Raw genomic sequence first — 26,068 nt, forward strand, 5'->3', positions numbered from 1 at the left:
TCATAATTATTGTAGTTTCGTTACTATGAGCTGAAACACTCAGATAGACTGTTACGGGCAATTGCTTAGTTGCTGCCGAAATACCGCGAGCTCCTCATCACCTGGAAGCGCTTGTTCCCATTCGGCCAGCTCCCGAGATGCCTCTGCATAGCGTGAACAATCCAACAGATAGGCAATCCACAGCTTTTTGAAATAAATATACAGATCTGCACTTTCGGCGGCAGCAGAAAGATTCTGCCCCAACAGGAAGTACGACTCAACATCCTCATCTGCGATTTCGAGATTCTCCGATACCGCTATATATTTATCCAGTGCACCTAAAAAATCTTCTTGCAAAATTAATCGAACAACTGGGGAAAACTTATTAGCCAACCCAGCACTAACATTTTGAAGCAACAGGCTTTTCCCCATAAGCTCATAGATTTGTACATCTACTTGTAGGGATTCTGCAGACCGAGGTCGCGTTTGCTTGATATCTATAAGGAGAACAAATCTCTCTTCATCCGGTTTACCCAATAGTCGATATAGATTGACTTGAAATTCTGTCAGTAATGAGTGGTCAGAACCATGGCAATCAAACCAATGATGAAGACCATCTAGAACGTCGGCATAATTTCTTTTCGTGAGGGGTTCGATCAGATCGGGTATGGCTTGGAATAAAAACCTTAGGCCATCTTGCGAAATAATGTTCGATAAATGCGGATAAAGAACGAGAATAATCTCAGCCGCGGGTTGAGATCCTTTCTGAGTTCTGCATACCTGCCCTTCAATCAATCTTCGGACAATTTCCTCATAGAACCTCGTCTCTTCTTCACCATAGCCCCCTGTCCAAGCAATATATCGGCGCATAGAATCACTGGTAAGGAGTGTGTGCAGAGCAGCAAGTTCCTCAGATGCAGGGAGAGGGGCATGCTTCAGGACGTTGTATGTGTCGTTGATACCATCAAAGTATACCGCAAGTAGGAAAACATGGTTTTGGCGAGAGACCGCTCCGCATTTGTCCACCAGAATAGTTCGCATTTGATTATCCAGTACATGGTCACATATGAAGCGAGTAGCATCTAGCTGATAGGACGAAGATGTTGTACTGACATAATAACGGTGTAACGATTCTGCTAAAAGGCCAACACGCTGGGCATTTCGGAAATATTCAGCTGTTCCTCTTGTGTCACCACCGTATATATGCAGAGATGGTGTCCGCTCATTATCAATTTGGCGAATTACGGAAATTCGATAAAGCTTGCCCCACATTGTTCGCATAAACACATGGTAGTCGGGAAAATGCAGACCATATGCCTCGGGGGTATCCAAAATTAGATTCCTTTCCGGCACCCGAGAAGCATACTGATGACCAGTCGATGCACTTATAAAATCATACCCACACGCAGCGATATCCAACTGATACTCCGTCATAAAATTAAGCATATGTTCCAGGAAGTTCGGCTTGTATTCGTCATCCGCATCTAAGAAACAGAGACAATCCGTATCCTGATAGCTATGGATAATCTCCCACCATCCGTTTCCTGGCGCCATCACCCAATTTTGCGAATTGACTAACAGGACAATGCGCTCATCCTTGGCAGCATATTTTCGAATGATGTCGCCAGTGGTGTCCGCGCTGCCATTATCCAACATATACCAGATCCAATTTTGCTCGGTTTGGGCTAGCATACTGAGAATAGTTCGCTCGATTGTTTTCTCAGCGTTATAAGCACAAGTATAGACAATGTTTGCTCTCAAGATGGCTCACCACCAGTTCCAGTCACCCATATCTCATCAAAACGGTTGTTATCTACATAATCTTGCATAAAGCGCAACTGTGTTTCGCATCCGGCGATGGAGTTTTCAGCAATCAACTGGCACATACTGTGCATATAAGAGTAAATGGACGACTCTACGGCCTCAGCGATTTCGGGCGCGCGCTCCAAAAGATAGTAAGCCCGTGTCTGATACATGGTCAGGTATTCATCAAGCAATTTTGGTGTTATCCTCCTGTTATGAATAAAAACTGTCATATTGGAGGTGTGCTTCCTGAAGGCATACATCGGACGGTTCCATACCACCAACCGCCTCGCCCTTTCAAATACCTTATAGATGATATGGATGTCGTCTACAAGTACCTGATGCGGAAAAGCCATTCCCTCCCATAGTTCACGCCGAAACAGCTTGGTCGGCGGCGCGACATTATAGATCCGCCGTTGAAGCAACTCCCGTAACCCTTGCAGCCGATCCAGGACAATCCTTTCCTCGCCAATGAAATACGGCTCCAACCGATCCCCGAAGTCGTTATAACTCCCGCACATGGCAATATCCACATCATCTTCATGTACAAGCCGCGCAAGGAAAGACAGCATATCCGGATAGCAGTAGTCATCATCGTCCACAAACGTCACATATTCACCGGATGCTGCAGAAAGCCCTTGGTTGCGTCCATGGGAGGCGCCCATGTTGTGGGGAATGGTAATCAGCTTGATTCGACTGTCTGCTTCCACATAAGCCTGGCAAATAGGAGCAGTACCGTCTGTCGAGCCGTTGTTGACTAAAACCAACTCGTAATCTACAAAGCTCTGGCTCCGTAAGGAGTCCAGCATTAAAGACAAGAACCGCATGCGGTTGTAGGTCACTAAGATTACACTGATTAACGGCATGGCTACTCCTTCAATACTCAAATTCAACCACAAAGATGCGAGTTTCATGAATACCGAGAGAAATGAACTGCTGTTTCAAAGCCCACCGGACGTTGGCGTACATAGATGCAATTACAACGGCTATGGGTTTATGAACCTTGGACACCGCTGAGGGGAGCCAAATGGGGGTACCACCCAGCATCGTACCTGCCTTCTTTTCATCGTTGTCCAGAAAAGCGGAAATCTGGATTCCATATGCCTCGAATATAGTCTTCATATGCTCACCCACATTCCCGGTTGGAGCAAGATATATATATCCATCCGTCAGACTTGCAACAATTTTGTCGATCGTATGTCTGGCTGTTGCCCATGAATGACCAAGAACAGTGTTTGGTTCACCGCTTTGACGCAGGGCTAGTATAGGGTAACGTATGCGGTCCGGCCAATTATTGCCGCCTTGTTCAGGTAAATTTCTTACCGAATCTTTGATCTTAGCCACGCACTTTTGCAGCTCCTCCCCATCCAATACACTCAGTGTAGCATGAAGGGAGTAGTGCCACGCATCCATAATGCTCAGGATGTAGTCACGCTTACGCCTCGATAATCCTTCCACCAGCAAAAGCTCTTCATGCGTAATCAATGTTAGGCAGATCGCAGAAGCTTGTTCTGCCGCGGACGTTCTGGATACAGACGACCTACGCAACCTATAACGATACATTGGCTTGTCTATATAATATATCGAATCTGCCAGCATCAAGGCTTGATTATTAAGAGTGACGTCATAGTGAAGGGGCGCTGATCGGGTGACTACACCATTTGTACGCGTGGGATCGTAAAATACTTCCTGTCGGCGCACGAGTATTTCACGGCTACAAATCAGCCGCCACATTGTCAAGTGCAGCGGTAGATGACCCACTAGATAGGTAAGGGCTGACTCCATGCTGCCATTATTGATGAGATCAGGAGAATAGGGGGCATCCACATAGTTAAGTGTCCCCTCATCCGAAAACGTCTCAAATTGACCGAATAAGACATCAGGCGCCTTCTCTCGCAGAGCATCCGCAATAACTCGATATATCCCCGGCGAAAGCAAATCATCGCCATCAACTGCCTGAACATACGTCCCAGATGCAGCATGAAGGCCATACAAAACAGCACGGCCCCCTAGTGGCTCACCATCCAGCTCAAAATAACGGATGCGTTCATGGAGCCCCGCATAGTACCGGCATATCGCTCTGCTCCCATCCTCGGAGTTGTTATCCACCAGCACAATCTCATAGTCGTCAAAGGGCTGTGCCAGGATACTGTCCAGACACTCGCCGATATAACGCTCCAGGTTATACACACTTACAACAAAACTGATCAGTGGCCGTATGCTCATGCCCGTTGTTCCTCCACTTACTCATATCGCATACAACACGGTCTCCCATTCGTAAAGGGAATGATGCCGTAAGTACAATCGGTATTCTTCATTCAATGAAAGGATGTAAGAGGGAATCTCTAGAATATCCTCCGGCTTGTGATAGACGCATATAGCAAGGCGCGGTTTATCACGCCGGATGATGCCGCTAGCGCCGTGCAGGGCGTTGAGTTCAGCACCTTCAATATCCATCTTGAGGAATGTCACCTTGTTTTCTGAATCCACTACATCGTCCAGCCGTATTGTTTCAATCTTTAATGCGCCATCCGCTGCAATACCAGCACCACCGTTGTGGTTATCTTCTCCGAAGTGAAGCGTTTCGGCAGTATTCCATAGGCCTTTATTTTGAATGGTCACATGATCAACCCGGTGTTCGCGTAAGGTGTTCATTGTTACGGCAAAGGATTCTGTATGGGGCTCAAAGCCGTAGATATGTTTATAGCCCATCTTGCCTGTAAATTCCCGAAAGGCTAGAATGGTATGGCCGTCAAAGCATCCGGCATCAATGAATACTTCATTAGGCAAAGGCTTCATAATGTCTTCAGGGAAATATTGACGAATATAGTCAAACGATATTGTATCTACAGAATCAAACATAAAAAATAATGCATCCTCTGGGATAGAGCGCTCTAAAAGAGCCCGGCGGATTTCGTGCTGATATGCTGCATACAAAGTGGTAATCAGAACCGCTGCATCCCCGCGTAACATCAGGGCCTCATCCATAGATATGATTTGACGTCCACCGTATGTCTCCCCATGTTTGTAGGTATCGCAAATTGCCTTTATAGGAACCTCTAAGAATTCCATATAGTTTACGCAATAAGACAGCATAGCTCCTGCACCGTATAGAATAACGCCCCTGGTGCGCATATTTTCGTTTTTTGCGAAATCAAAAGCATCAGGATAAGCCGGGGTATCAGGCCTGCGGATTCTTTCCACATCCCGTCGCAGTTGTTTGTATTTGATTATACTGTCCTCACTGGTAAGCAGTAGTCTACGGTGCAGTTCTCGTTGGTTCCCGGTTTTGTAATATTCATAACGCCAGTCAAAGATATCACGGGATTCCTCGTCCATGAGGCGTTTGCGAATGTCTTCTGCGTTTACTTCCAGCATATTCATTGATGATGCCTCCATTCGCTGTTGTTGTTTCCTAACGGAAATGGTACAAGATCTACTACGTAGATGATAACATCAGAAAAATGTTTTTTTACATCCTTTCCACTATCAGAAGCCATCATATCCACTTTTCCGCATTATTTAAGAACTGTAAATAACGTTCCACTCCAACTCGTGTATCCACTCTTGGTACATAGCCCAAAATCGATCTGATCTTACTTAAATCAGGACAACGCCGCTGTGGGTTATCTGTGTTGTAGTGTCTATCTGTATGCTCGCGGAAGAGAATGTCCCCAGAATACCCGAATAGGGATCTCCCGGCAGAACGATACAGTTTGGCCAGTTCCAGCACCGTCATCTCTTCTGCATCGTTTCCGATATTAAAAATATCATATTGTGCATACAGTGCACACTTCAGCGATGCCAAAGTCGTATCCGAAGCGTAAGAGAAAGTCCGAGTTGCTCTTCCGTCACTGTACAAAACAATTGGTTCGTTGTGTAACACATTCAAGGCGAAATCTGCTGGAGCACGTTTATCATTTGTCCGCAGGCCGGGCCCAAAGCTATTGAATGGCCGTAACACTGTAACTGGAAACCCTATCTGATGGTGGAAATTGTAACATAGAGTCTCTGCATATCGCTTGGACTCATCGTAGCAGGCCCGCGGGCCAACTGGATTTACGTGGCCCCAATAACTCTCAGGCGTAGGTACCATACAGGGGTCAGGGTCTCCATATATTTCACTCGTGGAATAGAACAATAAATTGAAAATACTCCGTTCCTTATAAAAATCCAACAGACGCCTTAGCCCGATAACGTCGGCATCCATCGTTTCAATGGGATGGAGCCTATAGTAGACTGGCGATGCAAGTGAGGCCATATGGAAAATCAGATCTGCATCAGCGGCAAAGGAGAAATCCACAAAGGTCACATCCCCCTCACGCACAAAAAACAAAGGATTTTTTTCGATCTCCTGTACCCATTCCGGTTTACCAAACACATAGTTATCTAAAGCATATACCCGCTTAACGCCCAATTCCTGCCCATATCGCGCCAGAAATTGAGTCAGCATAAACCCGAGTGAGCCTGCGAAGCCTGTTATGAATACGGTTTTGCCAGACAGCGTCCAACGTTCATTCTCTGTCAACCCGTCCATTATTAGGCACAAATCCTCGGCCAAAATCCGGTTATTCATTTGCTCACGCCTTTCCTAGAAAATAACGGCAATCAATAAACCGTGTCTCCGGAAATTCTTTGTTAATACTCCCAAACTCCGCCCACGCCGTAACGAGCGCAACGGTGTCGCAAGCTTCGCACACTTCTCGTGCCGATGCAGCGTAGTAAATGGGCAATCGGTGCATCCTCCGAAATTCTTCCGTGGCAATGGGGTCGTACACATAGAGGTCATCGTATCCTGCCTTGATCAGCGCAGAGATAATCTTCGCAGCTGGACTGTCCCGGACATCGTCTGAGCCCGGCTTAAAGGAAAGTCCGAGTATACCAATTTTGCTGTCCTTGCTGTTCACAGCACGCGCTATCTTCTCCGCTGTCCTCTCCGGCATTTCTTCGTTCAAGGAGATGACGCCATTCAATATACGGGGCTCAATGCCCTTGTTTTGTGCGACAGCTGCAAGCGCTGCAGTATCTTTTGGCAGGCAATATCCACCATACCCACAACCAGGATAGATGTAGCTATTGATTCCCGCTCCCGCTAATCGCTTGTCCTCATGCAAAATATGGAAAGCCCGCGCGGTGTCGATGGATCCAACCGCATCGGCAAGCAAAGACATTTCGTTCGAATAACTGATCATGGTCGCCAGAAGGGAGTTAGATAAATACTTGATAAACTCCGCCGTATTTGGCTCTACAAGATGAACCGGGGCATGAAACGGGGCATATAGTTGCAAGAGCACGTCTTCAGCCGCATCGTCGGACACCCCGCAAACAACTCTGTCAGGATGCATAAAGTCCTCCCAGCACATGCCTTCGCGCAAAAACTCCGGGTTAACCGCTACAGGGTTTTTTAAGCCTTTCGTCCGTACATATGGGGTAATCTGTTCCGTTACCGTTCCCGGTGGCACAGTAGACTTCACAATCAATACACATTGATCAGGAATACTTTCACTTACACTGTCAATGCAAGCCAATAAAGATGTCAAGTCCGCACTCCCATTAGGAAGACCCGGTGTTCCGACACAGACAAAACAGACATCTGATGCTTCAACTGCCTCCAATGCACTGTCCGCCACCAAAAAGGTTTTACCGATATGACGAGCCAGCGCTTCATCCAACCCCGGTTCAAAAAAAGGCAAATGTCCTCTAGAAATCTCAGCACAGCGTTGTGTATTCGTGTCATAGCCCCGTACCTCAAAGCCCTTATCTGCAAATCCAAGGGCAGTGGTCAACCCGACAAATCCTAAACCAAACACGGCAACCTTCATGCCCATATCCTCCATCTTGCACTGCCACTCGCCCATGCAGCTTCCAGTTCGCCTTTATCTCGCTGCGTGTCCATACAACGCCAAAATCCATGATGCTGATACACCCCAAGCTTTCCGTCTGCACTTAACCGCTCCAACGGCGTCCGTTCGAACACTGTTGAATCGTCATCAATGTAGTCGAACACTTCAGGCTCGGCCACCATGAACCCACCGTTAATCCATGCGCTGTCTTCTGTTGCCTTTTCACGGAAACCGATGATCGATCCGTCGCGATTATTGATGTCGAGTACTCCAAAGCGCCCTCCTGGCTGAATCGCCGTTAATGTGACCGTTTTACCTGACTGCTCATGCGTCTCGAGCAATTTGGGAATATTCACATCGCTCACGCCGTCGCCATACGTAAGCATAAACCGCTCATTGCCGATATACTGCTGGATACGTTTGATTCGCCCACCGGTTTGGGTATACAGCCCCGTATCGACTACTGTGATCTTCCATGGTTCGGCAACATTGTTATGGACAACCATCTTGTTTTCAGCCGAAAAGTCAAACGTCACGTCCGAACGGTGAAGATAATAATCGGCAAAATATTCTTTTATAATATACCCCTTATACCCGCAGCAGATGACGAATTCATGAAAACCGTAATGGGAATACCCCTTGAGGATATGCCATAAAATCGGTGCATCGCCGATTTCGATCATGGGTTTGGGACGTAGATGGCTTTCTTCGCTGATACGAGTGCCGAATCCACCCGCTAAGATGACAACTTTCATGGTCCACCTCTCCATATTAAGAGCCATAACGAAACACGTTCCCGCTTTTGTTGAAAGTAAATTGTGTGTGTTTAACTTTTGTCAGCGAATGAGCGGATGTTATTTCATAGCAGTCTCTAATTTTTAAAGTGATGATTCTGTCTAAAACCCGGTTTAGCTCACAATTGATCTTATCCGAACCGATAAAATGTTTATCGGCTATTTGAAAGGAATCTTGCAGTTCTTTTCATGCCATATTCTTTTCTGGAGGAAGAAGTACTCATGGAAACTTTGATCTCGCTCTGCATGATCGTGAAGGATGAAGAACAGTGCCTGACTCGTTGCCTGGACAGTGTGAAAGACATTGTAGATGAGATCATTATCGTGGATACTGGATCGACGGACAAAACGGTTAAGATTGCCGAATCCTATACAGAGCATGTCTACCATTTTAAATGGGTCAATGACTTCGCCGCGGCGCGGAACGCTTCAATTGAACGCGCATCCAGCACGTGGATTCTCGTTTTAGATGCAGATGAGTATCTGGAACCGGAAGACGGGCTTAAGTTTCGGGCGTTCCTTCAAAGCCTCCCACCCACCAGCCATACCATATACAGCCTACCGATAATCAGTCTCCTCGGTGCAACCCATAATGCAAGTGTGAACGAAATTCCCGTAGATCGAGCATTCCCCAATCATATGGGCATTCATTATCATCGTCCCATACACGAACAACTTGTATCCTCGGAGAGAATTGCGCTGAAGAGTGTTGCCACCCCCTACCGCATCCTTCATTCCGGCTACACAGAAGAGACCCTGACTGCCAAAAATAAACACGAGCGGAATCTTTCCATCTTCAGACAGTTAAAGGACAAGCAAGGGCAATATAACGCTTATGATCATCTAATGATTGGAAATCAGTATTTGATGATGAAAGAGTACGATCATGCATCGTCTCATCTGGAGAAAGCGTTGGAAAGAAAGCATGAGTTAGGGAGAGGCTCTTCACATATCCTATTCTCACTTTTGCAATTATACCTCAACACCCAACGCTATGTTGATGCTTTGATCTTTATGGATAAGTATATGCCGGATTATGAGTCCTACCCAGACATCCAGGCGATTCGTGGAGTCCTATATTATCACCTTGGATTCTACCGCGAGGCGAAAGAAACGTTTTTGCACTCTCTTTACATGGGTGAAGAAGCAGCACATGCTGGGAAGCCTCATTACATTATAATGCCCCTCTCAGGGGTAAAGCTTTCGCTGCATTATCTATCCAGCCTCTTCGAGAAGGAGAAAGACTTCGGTCAAGCCATATCTTACTTGACCAAACTATACCACTCATTCCCGGAAGCAACTTTCTTGTCCCGTCTCATTCAACTGTTAGCCTTGTATGATGACGCTGCATCTATATCGTCATTCCTGAGTAAATTGCTCAATCTGAAGGACCCCGTGATCATTCCCCTCCTGTGCAAAATCTCTATTCTTCAGGGTCATTTAGAATTGTCACAGCATTACCAACAATTATTGCCTAATTCCTCAATACTTACCCTTGCTGAAAAGCTGCGTTTCTCTTTACTCGTGCAGGATCAAGTCAGCTTCCAACAATACTGGGAATCAGGCACAGAAGATGAGCAGCAAGACTCGCAAGTGATCTACCACCTGGTATTGGCAGCCGTTTCTTGGAACCAACCGTCTTGGCTAAAATGGTTGTCCCCTCCACAGGATATGGACAGCCTCTCGTTTGTAAAGTGGGCAGAGCAGTTGTTGGCTGATGGGATGAAAGAAGAATCTGAAACCGACCGAAATCAGGCATTCAGTCTCTTAAGTGGGTTGTACACCATTCATCATCTAGATCGCTTTGATAAGATTCTGGAGTCGGTTTGTTCCGACTTCGTGCTGAACCGGGTTGCCAATCTGCTCTATACTCTGCACCAGGATGAAGCTGCTATGCAATGCTATAATTACCTAAGTGAGAACGATCAGTTGGATTACCATAGCTGCTTGAACCTCTCTGACATCTTCTTGAAGTTGAAAGATGTGGATACGGCATCTCATTTTCTGGAACAAGCCATCCGGTTGAACCCTCAGGAGCGGACGCTATACGTTAGGTTTTGCTCCATTTGTCCTGATCCATCTCGTCTGGATAAAATGAAGCAACAACTTTTTCAGCTTGACCCCCACTACCAGAAGCTTCTACATTTAATGGCTCTGTAGAACAAAGAGAAGAGGCTGTTCCCCGCTACCATCCTGGGGGAACAACCTCTTTTTTATTTCTTTTCATCGAACAGGAAGCCTTCTTCAAAACTCGGCATATCATAGACCCTGCGCTGCCGCTTGGCTGCCTCTATCGCGAGCAGCCCCTCCTTCGCCTCCAGTTTATAAGCCGCCATCCGCTCCAAAATAACCGTATCATACGAGAGGATCTCTCGAATGCTCTCTTTCAGCATTTCGGAGAGTGGATGGTCATTTTCTTTCACTTGATCAACTAATCGCTGACGAAGCTCTACCAGCTCCTCATACTCCTCATACCGCCGACCCGGTTGATGCTTGCTAAGACGAATAACCTCATTCAGAACCTCCCGTACCAGATTATCCATGTTGATCCCCTGCCTGATCCGTTTGCACCCTTGCTGCCTTTGCCCAGCTCTCCCGAAGCTCCATCAAATACCCCAGTACCTCGTTAGCTGACGCTGCCTTTTTATAGGTGTTGGACTGAATCAACTGATACAACATATATTCGTACACCTGCATCAGGTTATTTGAGATCGGATAATCAAAGTTCAACGAAGCGATTAACTCATGAATGATGGCCTGCGCCTTCTGCAGATTATGATTGGCTTTCTCATAATTCCGGCTTTCAATCCCCTCAATACCTGCCTTGGTAAACCGGATAGCACCGTCATAAAGCATGACAAGCAATTGTCCCGGTGGAGCTGACTGAACAGAGGATTGCTGGTACTTCTGATAGGGATTGCCGATCATTTTCTCACTCCTTACATGATTTCAGGTAATCTCTGCATAGCCTTCCGGTACCCCATGTCTGCTGCCTTCCGGTAACAGTGCAGAGCGTCCTTTTGCCGTCCAAGAACCTCGTAATAATTGCCCAGGTTATACCAAGCGGCATAAGAACCCGTACCAATTACACCGTCGTACCCGCTATCCTCACCAATCTCCAAACAGCGTAGGTAGGCTGCTTCAATACGCGGCAGGTATGGCAAGTACGTGTCAGGGTCGGACAAAATGAGATCCAAGTAGAAAACGCCACACACAAAATGGTAATCCGGGAAACCAGCTAGTCGATCGGCGTAGGCATCCAAAACCTCCATAGCTGTGGATAACCTCTTAATCCTGATCAGCATATACACATAATCCACGATCATGCTGGGTGCATATGGCTCTATTCCCTGCAGAAGCTCATACGACTGGGAATAGCAACGCAAACTCGCCTCCCACTCATGCTTTCCCTCGTACTCCTTACCCAATTGATAAAGGTAGTACGGGTCGGCCGGGGCATCACGGATTTCCGCCAACAAAAGCGGGATATTGCGCCCTGATTTATCCGTTCCTAAGTATCCGTCATGCCGGACAGTAATTGGGATGGGCATACGAGGATAAAGAGCATCCACCTGTTCATGGATCCGTCCTTTATATCCAACTCCAGTGGGAAGAAGGCGGGTAATGTGTCCACGAACCTCATTTTCCTCACCTTCCACCACCGTCTCACTGATGATCTGTATCCTGCCTAGCTGTCTTGGGTTATTCATAAACTGCCGAATAAATTGAGGCTCGAAGTCCGTCAAATATTCATCGGCGTCCAGCACAAGGTTCCAATCGGATGTAGACAGGGACAACGCGTAGTTGCGCGCCGCTGCAAAATCATCATCCCACACAAAATCGAACACGGGAATTCCATGACCAAGCACAATCTCTTTTGTCCGATCTGTCGACCCCGTATCGACTACGATGATTTCATCCACATAAGCTGCCGCGCTTGCTAGACACCGGCCAATGCATCTTTCTTCATTGCGTACAATGAGTACAAGTGCAAGAGTCGGCATTAGCTGCTGAACAAGGCTGAGGATTGGGAATTATAGCGATTCATCGCCGTCTCCATTGCCGTGAACTGCTTATAATATTGTTCTTCCTTCCTCGCCATCAGCTGCACCATGTCCGTGATCCTGTTGTCCAGAAGCCGCAGCTCTTCACCCATTATACTATCTGGCTTGAGTGGTGCACTCTTGTCCGTCACATAGGAGGAAGTCCCCACCTTCTTGGACAGACTATCCACCGCATTACTCAACACAGTGGACAGTCGGTTGAACAGGCCATTATCAGGGAGAATAGCCTTCTTCTTCTCAATCGGATCTGTCTCTGAGGTTTGCTGGGTGAAAAGTGCCATCACTTTATCAGGGTCAGACTCAATCGCCGCGCGCAGCTTCGCCTCATCCTGAATAACCAACTTTCCTCGCTGAGTCCAATCTCCCGTTCCGATTCCGAAGGCAAATAAGTTCTCCTTCTGCCCGTTCACTGTCACATCCGTCATGGCGGCAAGCCGCATGTCGCTCAACATGGAAGTCATAGTACTGTCGCGACGGAGCAGTCCACTCTTTGCTTTCTCCTCCCACAGCTCGATTTCTTTGTCCTTCATATCTTCCTTCTGCTCGGAGGTAAGTGGAGTGTACTTGCGGAATTTCTCTTCATTAAGCTTCCCGTTCACCGCTTCTAGTAACCCGTTGTAATCAGTGATGAACGACTTAATGGTGTCGAAAATTTTATCCGTATCTGTCCCTATGTTAATAGTGCTGATCGATCCCGGCGCAGCCGCATTCAATGTGAATTCCACACCATTCTCGGTGAAGGTGTTGCTCGCACGCGTGGTCTCAATCCCGTTAATCACAACCTTGGCATCATCGCCATCTGTCCCTGTCAACCCGAATTTGGTCAGAAGTGCTCCTGCATCGGCAGTCACGGACAACGATCCTTCTCCAGTAGTTTTGGAAGTAATCGAGAGTTTTCCCGTTTCACTGTCCAGGAAAGCATTCACATTCGCAACACTCTTGTTGATAGTTTCTACTAGAGAAGCCAGGGAGTCATTCTCATTCACTGTAATTGTCGTCTCTGGAGCATCCCCATTTTTGATCGTGAAAGAGAGACTACCACTTCCTGTATAGCCCAACTGCCCCTTAAGCTCCGCCAGGGTCTTGCTAGTATCCACTTTACCGACTCCGCCGCTGTCGCTACTTTTGAGTACCGCAGCTGTAGCCAGTGATGTAACCTCGATGCTCATGCTTCCTGTCACAGCATTAGGATTGGCCTTGGCCGATACCGCTGTCGTATTACCTGTGACAGTGGCCTTCTTAGCGCTGATAGCGGTGGACATGCTGTAGTTCATTAGTTTGTTATTGCGGAAATCGACGATCTTCAAGTTCAAATCACGATATTGCTCCCGCTGCCACTCTATCGTGGTCTTCTTCTGATTCAGTTTATCCAGAGGAACCCGCTGCGCCTTCATCAGTTTCTTGACCATCTCATCAATGTCCAGTCCGGACGAAAACCCGGAAATTCTCATATTTGCCACGTCTTACACCTCCTTATACTTTCTCGTCGATCAGAATACCTGCAAACTCCATCATTTTCACTACGAGGTCAAGAGTCTTCTCCGGTGGAATCTCACGAATCAGCTCCCCCGTCTCCTTGTTGAACACCTTGACCATAATAGCATGAGTTCCTTCATGCACCCTCATCTCGAAAGACGTTGTTGGCCCCTCTAAAGCCTTAATCGCCCGATCTATCGCCTTGACCAACTGCCCCTCGCCAACCGATACACGCACACCTTGTACCTCTAACGTCCGAACAGCTTCGCCGCTTCTTGCCAGTCTTAACATATCAGGCGATGAAGGTGCTGACGATGCCACCGGTTTCAGATCAGACGCATAACTTTGTGCTGCCGGTCTTCCATTACCAACAGGTTGAATACTCATTAACTCACCTCCGAACAAAAAAAGTATACTTCTTATATCGGCAGATCAATGCTGTCTTTATAGAGAAAAAAGACTCTGGGCTCCCCAGAGTCTTCCGAAAATTATCGTTTTTCTTAACGGAGCAGAGACAGTACGCCTTGCGGAGCCTGGTTCGCTTGTGCCAGCATCGCTTGGGAGGATTGGAGCAAAATTTGGTTCTTGGACAGCTCCACCATTTCCTTGGCCATGTCAGTATCGCGAATCCGGGATTCTGCTGCTGTCAGGTTCTCAACAGTGGTACCCAGGTTGTTAGAAGTGTACTCCAGACGGTTTTGAAGCGCACCCAGCTTAGCACGTTGGGTAGATACGGCTTCGATTGCTGTTTCGACATCAGACAATGTAGAGGCAGAAGTCAGCCCAGCGAAGCTTGTTGTTGTAATGGCGGCGATGGCAATATCTTGGGAGCTATCATTGGACCGCACAGTGACTCCACCTGTAATGTTAATACCATTGAACTTGGTATCGGTCATAATGCTTCCAATTTGCGTGCCAAGTGCTTGAAGCTCCTCGGAGATGTTAGTCTTATCATTGGTAGTGTACGTGCCGGTTGCCTTCTGCACATTCAGTTCCTTCATCCGGGTCAGCATGGCACTGACTTCGTTCATTGCTCCTTCAGCAGTTTGTACGAAGGAAATACCGTCTTGAACGTTACGTTGAGCCATTTCCAGACCGCGAATTTGTCCGCGCATTTTCTCGGATACAGCCAAACCTGCAGCGTCGTCGCCTGCACGGTTGATGCGAAGACCGGAAGACAGCTTTTCCATGTTTTTGCCTGTGGCAACATTGTTCAGACCCATGTTGCGGTGGTTGTTCAGTGCTGTGATGTTGTGGTTAATACGCATGATAAAATTCCTCCTTGAGTTGGTTGCATGTCCACATCCATGTGGATTGATTAATTGCCAGTTCAGATCGGCCGCCCTGAACTGTCATGATATATATATCGGCATGATTCGCCATTTCTTTATAGCCGATTACAGATTCTTTTTGAATTTTTTCAACTCATCCGACAGATGGAGGAGATTAACTGGCTGGCTTGCGGCGTCCCGATTCATCTCTTTAACGGAAACCAGCAGTTCCTTTCTTAGGATTGGCACTTGTCTGGGTGCAGTGATCCCTAGCTTCACTGTATCCCCTTCCGTCTCCAGGATGGTAATCTCAATCTCGTCGTGGATGATGACGGACTGACCTTTCTTGCGGGAAAGAACCAGCATCAGCTCTCCTCCTCCTGTCCATCGGTATCAGCAAGCAGTGGATGCCGCGTTAAATACTCTGTATTCGTGAGGATCACTTGCTTACCCTGTCCGCTTCCCATATGAATCACAACAGGTGCTACCAAGTTTACCATTGCTGTAGCAAGATCGTCTCGGACATTAACTACAACTAACACCATGATGTCGGCAGGCGACTGGATTTGAAGCTCTGTTATAGCACGCTCCGGAAGCTGGAACTCATACGATGGATAGAACACAAACGGATCGGCCAGAATGAAAGCCAAATCCTCATCCTCCACAGATTGCAAACGGCATAGAGGTGAACCTTCTTCCAGAAATTCCAGCATGAATTGGTGCCTCTCCTCGAAGCCGGGTAGCCCTTCACGAAATGTAATGGTCATACTGTCTTTCATTTATACTCCCCCAACCTTTTGATAAAAGTACAGAAGCTACAGGCAACCCATGGGATGCCTATAGCTGCTTACACTCTCATATTAATCACAGGCGGCGTTATTGTCAGTGACGGGTACTGTTCCATATAGATCCGCACATATCCGCGATGATACTGAATCTCTGGTTTGTGAACCTGCACATCCACCTGCACCGAACCTTCCTCTACCTGCATGTTGATCTCATGAGGTGTATAGGAGAAGGAGATATTTGCAGGAGATGCATGCCCGTAGATTTGCAAGTCTGGCGCACCCTCAATAAATTCATCTAGCGCCATGTCGGGCATCGGATTCACCCGGTTGCGCAGGTCTCCCATCCTGTTTCCCTTCTCCACCATATGGATCAGATTCTGCCGTGCAACCTCCTGGTATTGGGCATAGAGCCGGGACCAGAAAGCCTCCTGCTTGCCTCCGGTCAGCGCATTGTTGGTCAAGGTTTGATCAATCTTTAATTCCCCCGGACGATTCTCAGCAGTAACCCGGGCGGGAGTGGATTTTATCACCATATCAGGTTGTGGTCTGCGGATCTCGTATTGCCCTAACTGTGATTCAATCCCGATTCTTCCCCTCTGCGATTGAATCGATAACTGTGGAACCATGCTCCTCCCCTCCTAGAACATGATTATCTCAGGAAATCCACCAATGTCGGCATAATAATCTTCGCCCCGACAGATAATGATGCCTGGTACACATTCTCGTTTACCTTGGCTTTTATAATCAGTTCTTCAATGTCGGCATCCTCAGTTTTGGACTGCAGACTTTCTAAGTTATAACTTAAGTCACCCAGCCGTTGCTGAATTAATTCCACACGATTGGCTCTGGCTCCAACCTCAGCTCTTTGATTGAGGATCTTATCCATTCTGGACTCCAAATGGGGCAGTTGATCCTTTACCCCATCATAATTTCCGGACTTCAAATTTGCAATTAGTTGATCTGCAACATGGAAAATATTATCGTCCTCATTCTTAGGTGCAGTCACTCCAGTAGGAGGATATCCGAACACTTCACTCCCTTTGACATTTACGCTAAGCTGGACTCCTGTATTGACAACATAATTAATGTCCCCCAAATCCGTCACAACCGTTTTAGGGTCAACTGATGAATCGTAAGGGGCACTGTCTGTGAACTGGCCATTAAAAACATATTTTCCGTTAAACTGGCTATTGGAGATATCTAGCAATTGATCCTTAAGCTGCCCAATTTCGCTGGCAATATTGTCAAGAGCAGTTTGTGGATTGGTTCCTGTTGAACCAGTAACGGACAATTCCTTCATCCGTTTCAGAACATCTCCAACTTGGGATAACATTGTATCATTAAACTCAAGCCAAGATCCTGCAGAATCTACATTGCTCTGGTATTTCTCATTAATCGACAAATCGCTCCGGTAACGCAAGGCATACGTAATACCAACCGGGTCATCAGAAGGTCGGTTTATAAGGCGCCCTGTTGACATCTGTTCTTGAAGACCTTGCATATTGCGAAGGTTCGTATTAATGTTCCGCAGCAATTGATTGGAAATCGAATTTTGAGTCACTCGTCCAAGCATAACCCACACACTCCCTAACTCAGGCTGCTATGCCTGCTTATCTTCCGACTACACCCATTCCATTGATAATCTTGTCCAACATCTCATCAACCGACGTCATCACTCTAGCTGCTGCATTATAGGCATGCTGATACTTAATCATGCTGGTCATTTCTTCATCAATTGATACACCACTTACCGATTGGCGTCTGGAATCGACCTGATCGACAACCATTTTGGAGTTGTTGGTCTGCCGTTTCGCAGCATCCGTCTGCACACCCAATTGGCCCACAATAGAACGGAAGAAGTCATTCACGGTACCGTTTAAGGTCAATTCTCCATTCGATATGGAAGCGAAGCTGACCTTGGTGTCCACCAGTTGAGCAATTCCCAAGGCAAGATCTTTATTTCCCTTGACTACCTTTTCAGTGGTCCCATCCATATAAGTTCTCATCGAAGAAGCAATATAAGAAGCATCCTCCAAAATTTTGCTGTTTACTTGGAAAGAGCTTGCCGTAATCGTTCCGCCGTCTTTGGAGACGAAGAAATTGTCACCGGCAGTGACTGCTCCATCAACCAGTGTATATCCCAGCTTGTGCAGGCCATTCAGACCGGCCACTTTTACTGTTAGGTCCGAGGCCAGAGTTCTGGAGGCTACAGTTCCTGTATATGTTGTGGTGCCCAGCGTAGTTCCTTCAGGAATAACAGAACCGGAGGGAATGGTTATTGTAATTTCTCCGTTGGCCATTGCGTTAGCCAGATGATCCAGCTGCTTCGTATAATCCGTAACAAAAACATCACGCGAAACAATCATGCCATACACTTCTCCACCATTTAACGTTCCGGAGGAGTAAGCATCCTGTAAGGAATCCACTGTGACTGGAGTCGCAACATTCCCGTTAACCAAACTGACTGTTCCCATCGAAACCTGATAACCTTGAGGGCCTTCTACCGCTGTCACATTGACAACTTTAGAAAGCTGGTCCACTAATAAATCCCTTTGGTCACGTAAATCATTCGCATTATCTCCTAGTCCTTCAATACGAACTATTTGGCTGTTTAAATTAGAGATTGTGCTGATCGTTGTATTAATCTGAGACACCTTAACTTGTATGTTTTCAGTGATGTCCGTACTCAAATCACTTAATTGCTTGCTTGCTTGATTGAAAGCATCTGTTAAAGATTGAGCAGTTTCTTTTACCAATTTACGTGCTGTAATATCTTCAGGAGATTCGCTCAGGTCATGCCACGCTTTATAAAAATTATCTACCACTGTCCGAATACCGGCATCCGATGGTTCATTCATGATGGTTTCCAGTTTTTCTAGGGTGTCCAACTGAATAGACCAGTTACCATGCGTTTTATTTTCGTTCCGGTATTGAGCGTCAAGGAAACCCTCCCTGATGCGGTTGATGGAGCTGTACTCCACACCTGTCCCCAACTGTCCGGGCGCATTGGAACGCATAAGCCCCACAGCTTCCATCGGCCTCGAGGCGGTCATGTTTACAGTCTGCCGCGAGTAGCCTTCCGTATTGGCGTTGGCAATGTTATGCCCTACCGTGCTTAATGCAGTCTGCTGGGTGAACAGGCTCCGTTTGGCCGTTTCCAGACTATGAAAAGTGGATCTCATGTTTAGTTCTCCTCTCGGCCCTTTACGCCCTGGAATCAAAGAAGCCGCTTCGTTTACTGTACCCGGCAGATTGCTGCTGTGGGTTCTGGTATACAGCCTCGTCCTCTGCGCCTACCAGCAAATTTAATGAATAATCGATAAACGCCAGGGACTGCTTTGCCAGTTCCTGATTGAGCTTATTCGCCGCCTTTAAACTCTCCAACACCTCAAGCAGCTGTGCTTGGGCTTCGATAAGCGCCTGTTTTTCGCCTGCCTTCACAATGATCCGGGTCAGGTCACTTACGGTAATGGCGGGATTGGGACGGTATCCCTTGCCCACCAGATATCGGTCTGCTTCGAACACACGCTTCTCTTCCAGTTCGCTCACGCGCTTTACGAGCTTGGATTCCTTATTGACCAGACCATTCAGTTGATCCACCTGGTTGTGTATGATGGCTTCCTTCTTCTGGGAGGCCAATTCGAGAAGCTGCTGATGGAGCCCCGTCATTTCCTGCATGATATCAACGATTTCCTGGATGGCCAAGGGAATTCAACCTCGTTTCGTTTGCTATTTCAAATACGGCCAAAGCTTCTCGGCCACTTGTTTGGCGTCCACGTGATAGGTTCCGGTGGATACGGCTTTCTTCAGCTCATCGAGCTTTTCGGAGTTGCGGACGCTGCCTAAGAGCTCCTTGGCTTCTGTCGAGATCTGCACCTCATCCTTCCGGGATGCTCTCGAAGCGGCAGAGGCTTGGCTGCCTGCTGCGGTTTTCCTGTACGGATTCACATTTCCCACGCGGGAAGGTTCGTTTATTTTCATTATCCTCACCTCATTGTCAGGTCAAATAAAAGAGCCGATAATCGTATATCCCTATTATCGGCTGAAACCTCGGCATTATTTAGTTGATTATCAAAACCGGTCCTTCTGCAGGCGGTCCTTGATATTATAGCTGACGCTTTCGGACTGTTTATGTTTCATGGAATCCCGGCGCTGCTCGTCTTCCTTGGCATGCTGCATATCCCGGGTGATCTTCTTGCGGCAATCCTGACAGATATGCCCTTCCTTGATCGGTGCACCACAGGATTCGCAAGGGTAGAACATGTTGGGCATATTTAAAATGGAGATGCGCCCTTCGCGGATAAACTTCACAATCTGGCGGAACGGGATCTCGGTTTCATCGCTTAACTGCTGAATGGTGCAGCCTCGATTATCTCTTAAATATTTGGCGGCAACCTCGTACATCTTATCAATTTCCTTAACGCATGCAGGGCAGACATCATGAATATTATTCTTGGCATAAAGTCGGCCGCAGCGGCTGCAATTATCTACGTTCAACCCCATTGAAGGCACCTCTTTCCCGGCTTCCTGTCCATCTAGCATACGATATTTTGGGAACCCCGACAATAGTCAATATCATTACCTCGCCCAGCATAAACCATAGACTCTGGCCTGGGGCAAGCTTTCGCATAAGGCTTCTGCGCACTGGGTCAAGGTGCTCCCTGTGGTATAGACATCATCCACGATGAGAATCCGAAGCTTTCTCCGCCGAGCTGCACGCTGAAGCTTGACGGCACGTCCGGGAATAACGGCAAATGCACCCCGCATATTTGCCATCCGCTCTTCACGGGACATTTTACTTTGTTTGCCCGTATGCCGCTGCCGTGTCAGGAGAGAAGCAACTGGAAGACCTATCTGCTCGCCCAAAATAACAGCCATTTGCTCTGCCTGGTTAAACCCTCTCTCTGCCAACCGCTCCGCACTGACCGGCACGAAGGTAATACAGTCGAAGCCCCGCTTATCAATGGTAGGGTCCAGCATATACAGACGGTAAGCATGCACCAGCATACGCCCGAGCAGCACCCGCAGCCTCTCGTTGCCACGGTATTTGTAAGCAGCCAGAAGCTCCCGCATGGCATCATCGTACCTTACGGCACTACGGTTCATTACCAGAGTACGTGGCCCCAGCCGAAGGCAATCGGGGCAGGTCTCTCCCCGTCCGCACACCGGGCATTCCACCTCCCGGATCCAGGGAATGGCCTGAAAGCAGGAGTCGCATACCCGAAGCGGATTCCAGCCGGCATACTGCCTAGCTTGTGCGCAGGAACTGCATACGCGCGTTGGGGGAGCGATAAGGCGGGCCGTATTCTGAATGAGCCATCGATGGAGAGTCTTCATATGCATGCTCCGCAATCCTCTCATAGATCCTTACCCCCTCCGCTGCTTCCCTCCAGCAGATATCCCTTACTTGCCGCCAGTCGGTTCATGTGCCGGATTTGATCAATCGCCCGCAGTTGGGAGGCCGTCCATTCCTTGGACCCAAAGAACACTCTGCCTGCCGGATCATCCTTGCTCCGCCCTGACCTCCCAGCCATCTGCACCAATGAGGCCTCGTCAAACAAAGCGGCATCCGCACCCAAAATAAACACATCGGATTTCGGCACCGTTACCCCCCGCTCCAGAATGGTAGTGGTCACCAGCAGCGAAAATGCCCGGTTCCGGAAGCCCTGCACTGCTTCACGGCGGTGCTCATCCTTGGAGGAGGTGCCATTTACCGCATAATCGGGAAATGTCTTGCCTAACAGACGTACCAGCTCCTCCACCCATGCAATCCGGGGAACAAACACAAACACCTGTGCACCCCGACGCAGTGAGTCAGCCAAAGCCTCCCTCAGCTTCCCGGGAATCTGACCCCGCTTCAACATTTGATCCACCTGTGGTAAAGCCAGACGGCGAGGGACAGGCAGAGGGTGCCTGTGATACCGCACCGGAACCCGGACGTTGGGGAGGGTCCCTCTGGCAGCATCCTTTTGCATAGCAGCAGGAGGGGTTGCAGACAGCAGCACATACCTGCCCGACCGTTTGCAGATCTCCTCTGCCGCGTGGATAAGCATAGGATTATTGTGATAGGGGTACGCATCCAGCTCATCGATAATCACTAAATCAAAAGCTTGATAAAAGCGCATCAGTTGATGGGTAGTGGCTAACGTCACCTGTCCCTTGCTCCAGCGTTCCTCGCTGCCACCGTATAACGAAACCACGGAACACTCCGGGAAAGCCTTTCTTAACCGGGGGGCCAGCTCCAGAACCACATCCTTGCGCGGGGTAGCGATCAGCACCTGACGGTGATGCGCCAGCTCATGCTCAATCATGGGAAAAATCATTTCAGTTTTCCCGGCACCTGTCACAGCCCAGATCAGGAACCGGGGTAAGGGGCCCGGCTTTAGGGATTGCTCAGATTGCCCGGATAGCGGTGGTTCTTCTACCATAGAAGCCCGGAGAAATTGTACACCCGCTCCAGCAGCCTCTCTTTGGGCAGGGCTCAGTCCCCAGCGCTCCCAATCCGGCTCCTTTACGGTTAGGCATCTGTTTTGCCACACCGCAGTCAGGTCCTGATTCCCGCTCTGCTCCACAATCGGCTTCCCCCGGATTAATACACTACACTGCCTGATCCGTCCCATGGTCAGACACTCCTCGCAGTATGCGCAGCGTCCCCCGCATTCCTTACATCCCGACCAGTTTATCCCCTGCCGGTGACCCGGGGTATCCTGTTCAGTAGCTGCTGCCACCCCTTTGCGGGCTGCCGAAGGCTCCTCCGCACTGCTGGCAATGCCTAAAAAACGCTGTACAACCTGCGGAATGTACCGCAGCATTGTAAGCTCCGCCCCCACATCCCGAATGCCCTCCGTACCGCATCTGCGGCATTTTGTATGGCGGACAGCACCTGTCCAGCTTCTGCGTATACTCCAGACCATACCCGGCGCCAATTCCAGTACACCCAGGCACACGCCGGCCTGCACATACCGCTTCCAGTCCGACTGCCATTCGGCTAAACCGGCATTTTCCATCAGCCCTTCAAGCTCTTCCGGCAATAAAGAACGCCCCGCCAGAATGCGGATCAACTGATCCAGCACCCTATCATTAAGCGGAGCGCGACTGCTTGTCGATGCTAGTGTATGCAAAGGCCAACGTACCATTTGGATCCGGGCAATATGCTCCCGATTCATTCCTGCCTCCCGGCAGCCAATCACGAATTCCCTCCATATATCCGGCGGATGTAAGCTCTTGGCGCCACATTCCCGCTGCAGCCTGGCAGCCAGATGAACAGCTTGTCCCAGGGAAACCTCCGGCCTGAACCGGACAGCTTCGGTACAGGCACCAAACAAAGCGGGCAGCGTAGCCACATCCGTTTCGAAGTCCAACGTCACTCTCCATTGCCAAAAGCCCCGGTTATTGCGGATCCCATACAATTCGGCCTTCATCAGAAAACACTCCACCTCTCCATTAATCTTGCAAAAAAAGAGGAGTGCTTCTCCATGGTCAATGCCAACACGGGGGCTTACAACTGCCTTGCGGGAGCCCTTCTGTAAGCGGTTACCCCCACAAAACAGCCAACCCCTCACCGTTTCCCCCATGAGGAATCCGGTGAATCACAATAGGGTCATTAGGATGATCGGCCAGATACGCTTCCACACTGGAATCCAATATCCGGATCACGCCGGCTTCTTTCCCGGCTGCCAGCCTCCGGACAATGGCCAGGGTATCGTCCTCTGAGCCTTCATCGGAGACTGCAATATGAATTTTCCTGCCTCTCAGTCTGGAGACAAACAACAGTGAGCGCAGATACCATTCCACCTGAAGCTCATTATTGCGCGTAATCAGCAAAAAAGTCGTGCCTGTCACTCCGCCGCGCCGCTGCTTTATTGCATAGGCCGCATGAAGAATGGCTGCAGCCAAACCGTACGCTCCGAAAATCGCGAATAATCCCCAGATCACAGGCAGTCCCTCCTTTAGGCTTTTCTATGAAGAAAAGCCGGCGTCCTCATAAGCCAACACGATTCCCTCTCAGGAACAGTATATGCTCATGCGGCGCCCAGAGTTCCTACAACGTGACCCAACCATTCTTAATCGCGACAATAACAGCTTGGGTTCTGTCATCCACTTCCATTTTTTGCAGGATGCTGCTTACATGATTTTTCACTGTTTTTTCACTTATGTAAAGAATCTCACCGATTGCCTTATTGCTTTTACCTTCCGCCATGAGACGCAGCACTTCCGCTTCCCGGCGGGTCAACGGGCTGTTGGGCGTATGTATGTACTTGACCCCGGCTTCCCGCACACCGGCATCCGCCGCGGCTACACCGGCATCATTCAGGTATGTCATTCTGCGGAGCTGGTTGATCAGCTTGCCCGTTACCTTGGGATGGATATAGGAATGCCCGGCCACGACAGAACGGATGGCATTCAAAAGCGCCTCCGCCTCCATGTCCTTTAAGAGGTATCCCGTAGCCCCCTTGCGCAGGGTTTCGAATACATAGCTTTCATCATCATGGATGGACAGGATGATGACCTTGATTTCCGGGAAGAAATCCCGGAGCTTCTCGGTAGCGGCCACGCCATTTTCCACCGGCATATTGATATCCATCAATACGATATCCGGGCGCAGCACGTTGCACAGCTCCAGCACTTGGATGCCGTCGCCGCACTCCCCGATCACCTCAAGATCATTTTCCATATTGATGATGCGCTTCACTCCCTCCCGAAACAACTGATGGTCGTCTGCCAGGATGAGCTTGATTTTGCGGTTAGAAGTGGTTGCCTTGTCCATGCATGTGCCTCCTTATTGAATTCATCTTGCTTGGTATATGGAGCATCAGACAGGTCACCGACATCATCATCCCCATATGTTTGTATGAAACGGCCCACAAGGGGCCTATTCCAATCTTCCGTCCTCCGGAGAGCCGATGGGGATCAGCATAGATATCTTCGTTCCTGCCCCCAGCTGGGAATCAATGTCCAGCCGCCCCTCCAATAGCTCCACCCGCTCCTGCATGCCGATCATGCCGAAGTTGATGCCCTTGCCCAGCTTTGCTTCTACAAAGCCCACGTCAAAGCCGGTGCCATTATCCTGCACGGTGATTTTCACCATCTTGGCCTGGAAGGTCAAATCCAGTGTCACATAGGATGCGTTGGCATGCTTGTACACATTGGAGAAGGCCTCCTGCACCAGCCGGTAGATGGCCACCTCCATTCCCGAAGGCAGCCGGCATTCACGGCCATACAGCTCAAACTTCGTGCGGATTTTGGTCTTATCCTCATAGTCCTGAATAAACTTGCGCAGAGTCGGAACCAGCCCCAGATCATCCAGAGCCATCGGCCGCAGGTTAAAAATAATTTTGCGGACCTCCTCCAAACCACTGCGCAGCTGGCCCTTCAGGTCACGGAGCTCCTCCTTGACGGAGTCGATTTCCTGACGGTTCAGCATCCGTTCTGTGATTTCCGTACGCAGCACCACATTGGCCATGGTTTGCGCCAACCCGTCATGAATTTCCCGGGCAATGCGCTTGCGTTCATCCTCTTGGGCCAAAATAATCTTCAAGCCCAGAAGCTGGCGGTTTTTGGCGGATTCCAGAATCCGGGTTACCTGATTCAAGTCACCGGTCAGGTACTCCAGCACTACATTCATCTGGGAAACCAGAGATTCCGCTCTCTCCACTTGCTTATCGACATTTTTGATCCGTTTTTGCAGCTCATCCCGCTTTTGCTTCAGATAATTTTCCTTTTCCCTAGCCAGGGTCAGCTGAAGCTGCATGCTGGTGGCAGCTTCATACGAAATCCGGATGTCATTTTCCGTAAACTTCTGAAAATCCCGGCTTACCTCCGTAAGCCGGACTCTCGCACGTTTATAAGACAGCTCCAGCTTGTCCACTTGATCGATCGTGCCGGATACATCCGCCAATACGGACTGAAGCTCTTTATTGAGTGATTCGCGTTCGGCCCGGGCACTCTCACAGATTTCATAGATTTGGTACTTACTGTCTTCCATGACGGTTATGGCATTTTTTATAACGCGATCAATGGCATCTACCTGCTGCAAGCGGACCGTTCTCC

Annotated in this window: 27 protein-coding genes; 1 reads left to right on the forward strand and 26 read right to left on the reverse strand. The window is 48.7% G+C overall.

Annotated features, from left to right (window positions below):
* Positions 1-51 precede the first annotated feature (51 nt).
* The 7 genes from ACI1P1_RS20405 to rfbF form a co-directional block, all read right to left on the reverse strand.
* Positions 52-1,740, reverse strand: coding sequence for a glycosyltransferase family 2 protein (locus tag ACI1P1_RS20405; protein WP_416218290.1), 1,689 nt, complete (start codon positions 1,738-1,740; stop codon positions 52-54).
* On the reverse strand, positions 1,737-2,648 hold the full coding sequence (locus tag ACI1P1_RS20410) for a glycosyltransferase family 2 protein (protein ID WP_416218291.1): 912 nt from the start codon (positions 2,646-2,648) through the stop codon (positions 1,737-1,739). The genes ACI1P1_RS20405 and ACI1P1_RS20410 overlap by 4 nt, the downstream gene beginning before the upstream one ends.
* 10 nt (positions 2,649-2,658) lie before the next feature.
* Positions 2,659-4,008, reverse strand: a complete 1,350-nt coding sequence (locus ACI1P1_RS20415) for a glycosyltransferase family 2 protein (RefSeq protein ID WP_416218292.1) — start codon at positions 4,006-4,008, stop codon at positions 2,659-2,661.
* A 21-nt stretch (positions 4,009-4,029) separates the two neighbouring features.
* A complete protein-coding gene (locus tag ACI1P1_RS20420; RefSeq protein WP_416218293.1) occupies positions 4,030-5,166 on the reverse strand; it encodes an FkbM family methyltransferase in 1,137 nt (378 codons plus the stop codon).
* 115 nt (positions 5,167-5,281) lie between these two features.
* Entirely contained in the window at positions 5,282-6,358 is a 1,077-nt protein-coding gene (locus ACI1P1_RS20425; RefSeq protein WP_416218294.1) for an NAD-dependent epimerase/dehydratase family protein, read from the reverse strand.
* Between the two features lie 4 nt (positions 6,359-6,362).
* On the reverse strand, positions 6,363-7,604 hold the full coding sequence (locus ACI1P1_RS20430) for a UDP-glucose dehydrogenase family protein (protein ID WP_416218295.1): 1,242 nt from the start codon (positions 7,602-7,604) through the stop codon (positions 6,363-6,365).
* Positions 7,601-8,380, reverse strand: a complete 780-nt coding sequence (gene rfbF / locus ACI1P1_RS20435; protein ID WP_416218296.1) for a glucose-1-phosphate cytidylyltransferase — start codon at positions 8,378-8,380, stop codon at positions 7,601-7,603. The genes ACI1P1_RS20430 and rfbF overlap by 4 nt, the downstream gene beginning before the upstream one ends.
* Before the next feature lie 261 nt (positions 8,381-8,641).
* Between rfbF and ACI1P1_RS20440 the strand changes: the two genes are divergently transcribed.
* The gene (locus tag ACI1P1_RS20440) at positions 8,642-10,579 is read left to right on the forward strand and encodes a glycosyltransferase (protein WP_416218297.1); all 1,938 of its coding nucleotides are present in this window, start codon (positions 8,642-8,644) and stop codon (positions 10,577-10,579) included.
* 53 nt (positions 10,580-10,632) lie between these two features.
* Here the strand turns inward: ACI1P1_RS20440 and ACI1P1_RS20445 are convergent, their stop codons facing one another.
* From ACI1P1_RS20445 to ACI1P1_RS20535, 19 genes are all read right to left on the reverse strand, one after another.
* A complete protein-coding gene (locus ACI1P1_RS20445) occupies positions 10,633-10,962 on the reverse strand; it encodes a hypothetical protein (RefSeq protein ID WP_416218298.1) in 330 nt (109 codons plus the stop codon).
* Entirely contained in the window at positions 10,955-11,347 is a 393-nt protein-coding gene (fliS, locus tag ACI1P1_RS20450; protein ID WP_416218299.1) for a flagellar export chaperone FliS, read from the reverse strand. The genes ACI1P1_RS20445 and fliS overlap by 8 nt, the downstream gene beginning before the upstream one ends.
* An 11-nt stretch (positions 11,348-11,358) precedes the next feature.
* The gene (locus ACI1P1_RS20455) at positions 11,359-12,423 is read right to left on the reverse strand and encodes a glycosyltransferase (protein WP_416218300.1); all 1,065 of its coding nucleotides are present in this window, start codon (positions 12,421-12,423) and stop codon (positions 11,359-11,361) included.
* The gene (fliD, locus tag ACI1P1_RS20460) at positions 12,423-13,934 is read right to left on the reverse strand and encodes a flagellar filament capping protein FliD (protein WP_416218411.1); all 1,512 of its coding nucleotides are present in this window, start codon (positions 13,932-13,934) and stop codon (positions 12,423-12,425) included. The genes ACI1P1_RS20455 and fliD overlap by 1 nt, the downstream gene beginning before the upstream one ends.
* A gap of 22 nt (positions 13,935-13,956) precedes the next feature.
* The gene (locus ACI1P1_RS20465; protein ID WP_416218301.1) at positions 13,957-14,346 is read right to left on the reverse strand and encodes a flagellar protein FlaG; all 390 of its coding nucleotides are present in this window, start codon (positions 14,344-14,346) and stop codon (positions 13,957-13,959) included.
* A 113-nt stretch (positions 14,347-14,459) separates the two neighbouring features.
* Positions 14,460-15,227: a flagellin N-terminal helical domain-containing protein gene (locus ACI1P1_RS20470; protein ID WP_416218302.1), complete on the reverse strand. Its 768-nt coding sequence runs from the start codon at positions 15,225-15,227 to the stop codon at positions 14,460-14,462.
* A gap of 129 nt (positions 15,228-15,356) precedes the next feature.
* The gene (locus ACI1P1_RS20475) at positions 15,357-15,596 is read right to left on the reverse strand and encodes a carbon storage regulator (RefSeq protein WP_416218303.1); all 240 of its coding nucleotides are present in this window, start codon (positions 15,594-15,596) and stop codon (positions 15,357-15,359) included.
* On the reverse strand, positions 15,596-16,009 hold the full coding sequence (gene fliW / locus ACI1P1_RS20480; protein ID WP_416218304.1) for a flagellar assembly protein FliW: 414 nt from the start codon (positions 16,007-16,009) through the stop codon (positions 15,596-15,598). Before fliW ends, ACI1P1_RS20475 begins: the two co-directional genes overlap by 1 nt.
* Before the next feature lie 68 nt (positions 16,010-16,077).
* A complete protein-coding gene (locus ACI1P1_RS20485; RefSeq protein ID WP_416218305.1) occupies positions 16,078-16,644 on the reverse strand; it encodes a DUF6470 family protein in 567 nt (188 codons plus the stop codon).
* Between the two features lie 23 nt (positions 16,645-16,667).
* Positions 16,668-17,591, reverse strand: a complete 924-nt coding sequence (gene flgL, locus ACI1P1_RS20490; protein WP_416218306.1) for a flagellar hook-associated protein FlgL — start codon at positions 17,589-17,591, stop codon at positions 16,668-16,670.
* Positions 17,592-17,628: 37 nt separating this feature from the next.
* Positions 17,629-19,200: a flagellar hook-associated protein FlgK gene (flgK, locus tag ACI1P1_RS20495; protein ID WP_416218307.1), complete on the reverse strand. Its 1,572-nt coding sequence runs from the start codon at positions 19,198-19,200 to the stop codon at positions 17,629-17,631.
* Between the two features lie 22 nt (positions 19,201-19,222).
* Positions 19,223-19,723: a flagellar protein FlgN gene (locus ACI1P1_RS20500; protein ID WP_416218308.1), complete on the reverse strand. Its 501-nt coding sequence runs from the start codon at positions 19,721-19,723 to the stop codon at positions 19,223-19,225.
* 24 nt (positions 19,724-19,747) lie between these two features.
* The gene (gene flgM, locus ACI1P1_RS20505; protein WP_416218309.1) at positions 19,748-19,999 is read right to left on the reverse strand and encodes a flagellar biosynthesis anti-sigma factor FlgM; all 252 of its coding nucleotides are present in this window, start codon (positions 19,997-19,999) and stop codon (positions 19,748-19,750) included.
* Positions 20,000-20,089: 90 nt separating this feature from the next.
* Positions 20,090-20,521: a TIGR03826 family flagellar region protein gene (locus tag ACI1P1_RS20510; RefSeq protein ID WP_416218310.1), complete on the reverse strand. Its 432-nt coding sequence runs from the start codon at positions 20,519-20,521 to the stop codon at positions 20,090-20,092.
* Positions 20,522-20,596: 75 nt separating this feature from the next.
* A complete protein-coding gene (locus ACI1P1_RS20515; RefSeq protein WP_416218311.1) occupies positions 20,597-21,124 on the reverse strand; it encodes a ComF family protein in 528 nt (175 codons plus the stop codon).
* A 251-nt stretch (positions 21,125-21,375) separates the two neighbouring features.
* Positions 21,376-23,439: an ATP-dependent helicase ComFA gene (locus ACI1P1_RS20520; RefSeq protein WP_416218312.1), complete on the reverse strand. Its 2,064-nt coding sequence runs from the start codon at positions 23,437-23,439 to the stop codon at positions 21,376-21,378.
* A 112-nt stretch (positions 23,440-23,551) separates the two neighbouring features.
* Positions 23,552-23,953, reverse strand: a complete 402-nt coding sequence (locus tag ACI1P1_RS20525) for a glycosyltransferase family 2 protein (protein WP_416218313.1) — start codon at positions 23,951-23,953, stop codon at positions 23,552-23,554.
* A gap of 106 nt (positions 23,954-24,059) precedes the next feature.
* Entirely contained in the window at positions 24,060-24,785 is a 726-nt protein-coding gene (locus ACI1P1_RS20530; protein ID WP_416218314.1) for a response regulator, read from the reverse strand.
* A gap of 105 nt (positions 24,786-24,890) precedes the next feature.
* Positions 24,891-26,054 carry a sensor histidine kinase gene (locus tag ACI1P1_RS20535; RefSeq protein WP_416218315.1) on the reverse strand — a complete coding sequence of 388 codons (1,164 nt, stop codon included), beginning with the start codon at positions 26,052-26,054 and terminating at the stop codon, positions 24,891-24,893.
* Positions 26,055-26,068 lie beyond the last annotated feature (14 nt).

It is taken from the genome of Paenibacillus mesotrionivorans, from assembly GCF_046098205.1.
In the GTDB taxonomy this organism is placed as follows: domain Bacteria; phylum Bacillota; class Bacilli; order Paenibacillales; family NBRC-103111; genus Paenibacillus_AR; species Paenibacillus_AR mesotrionivorans.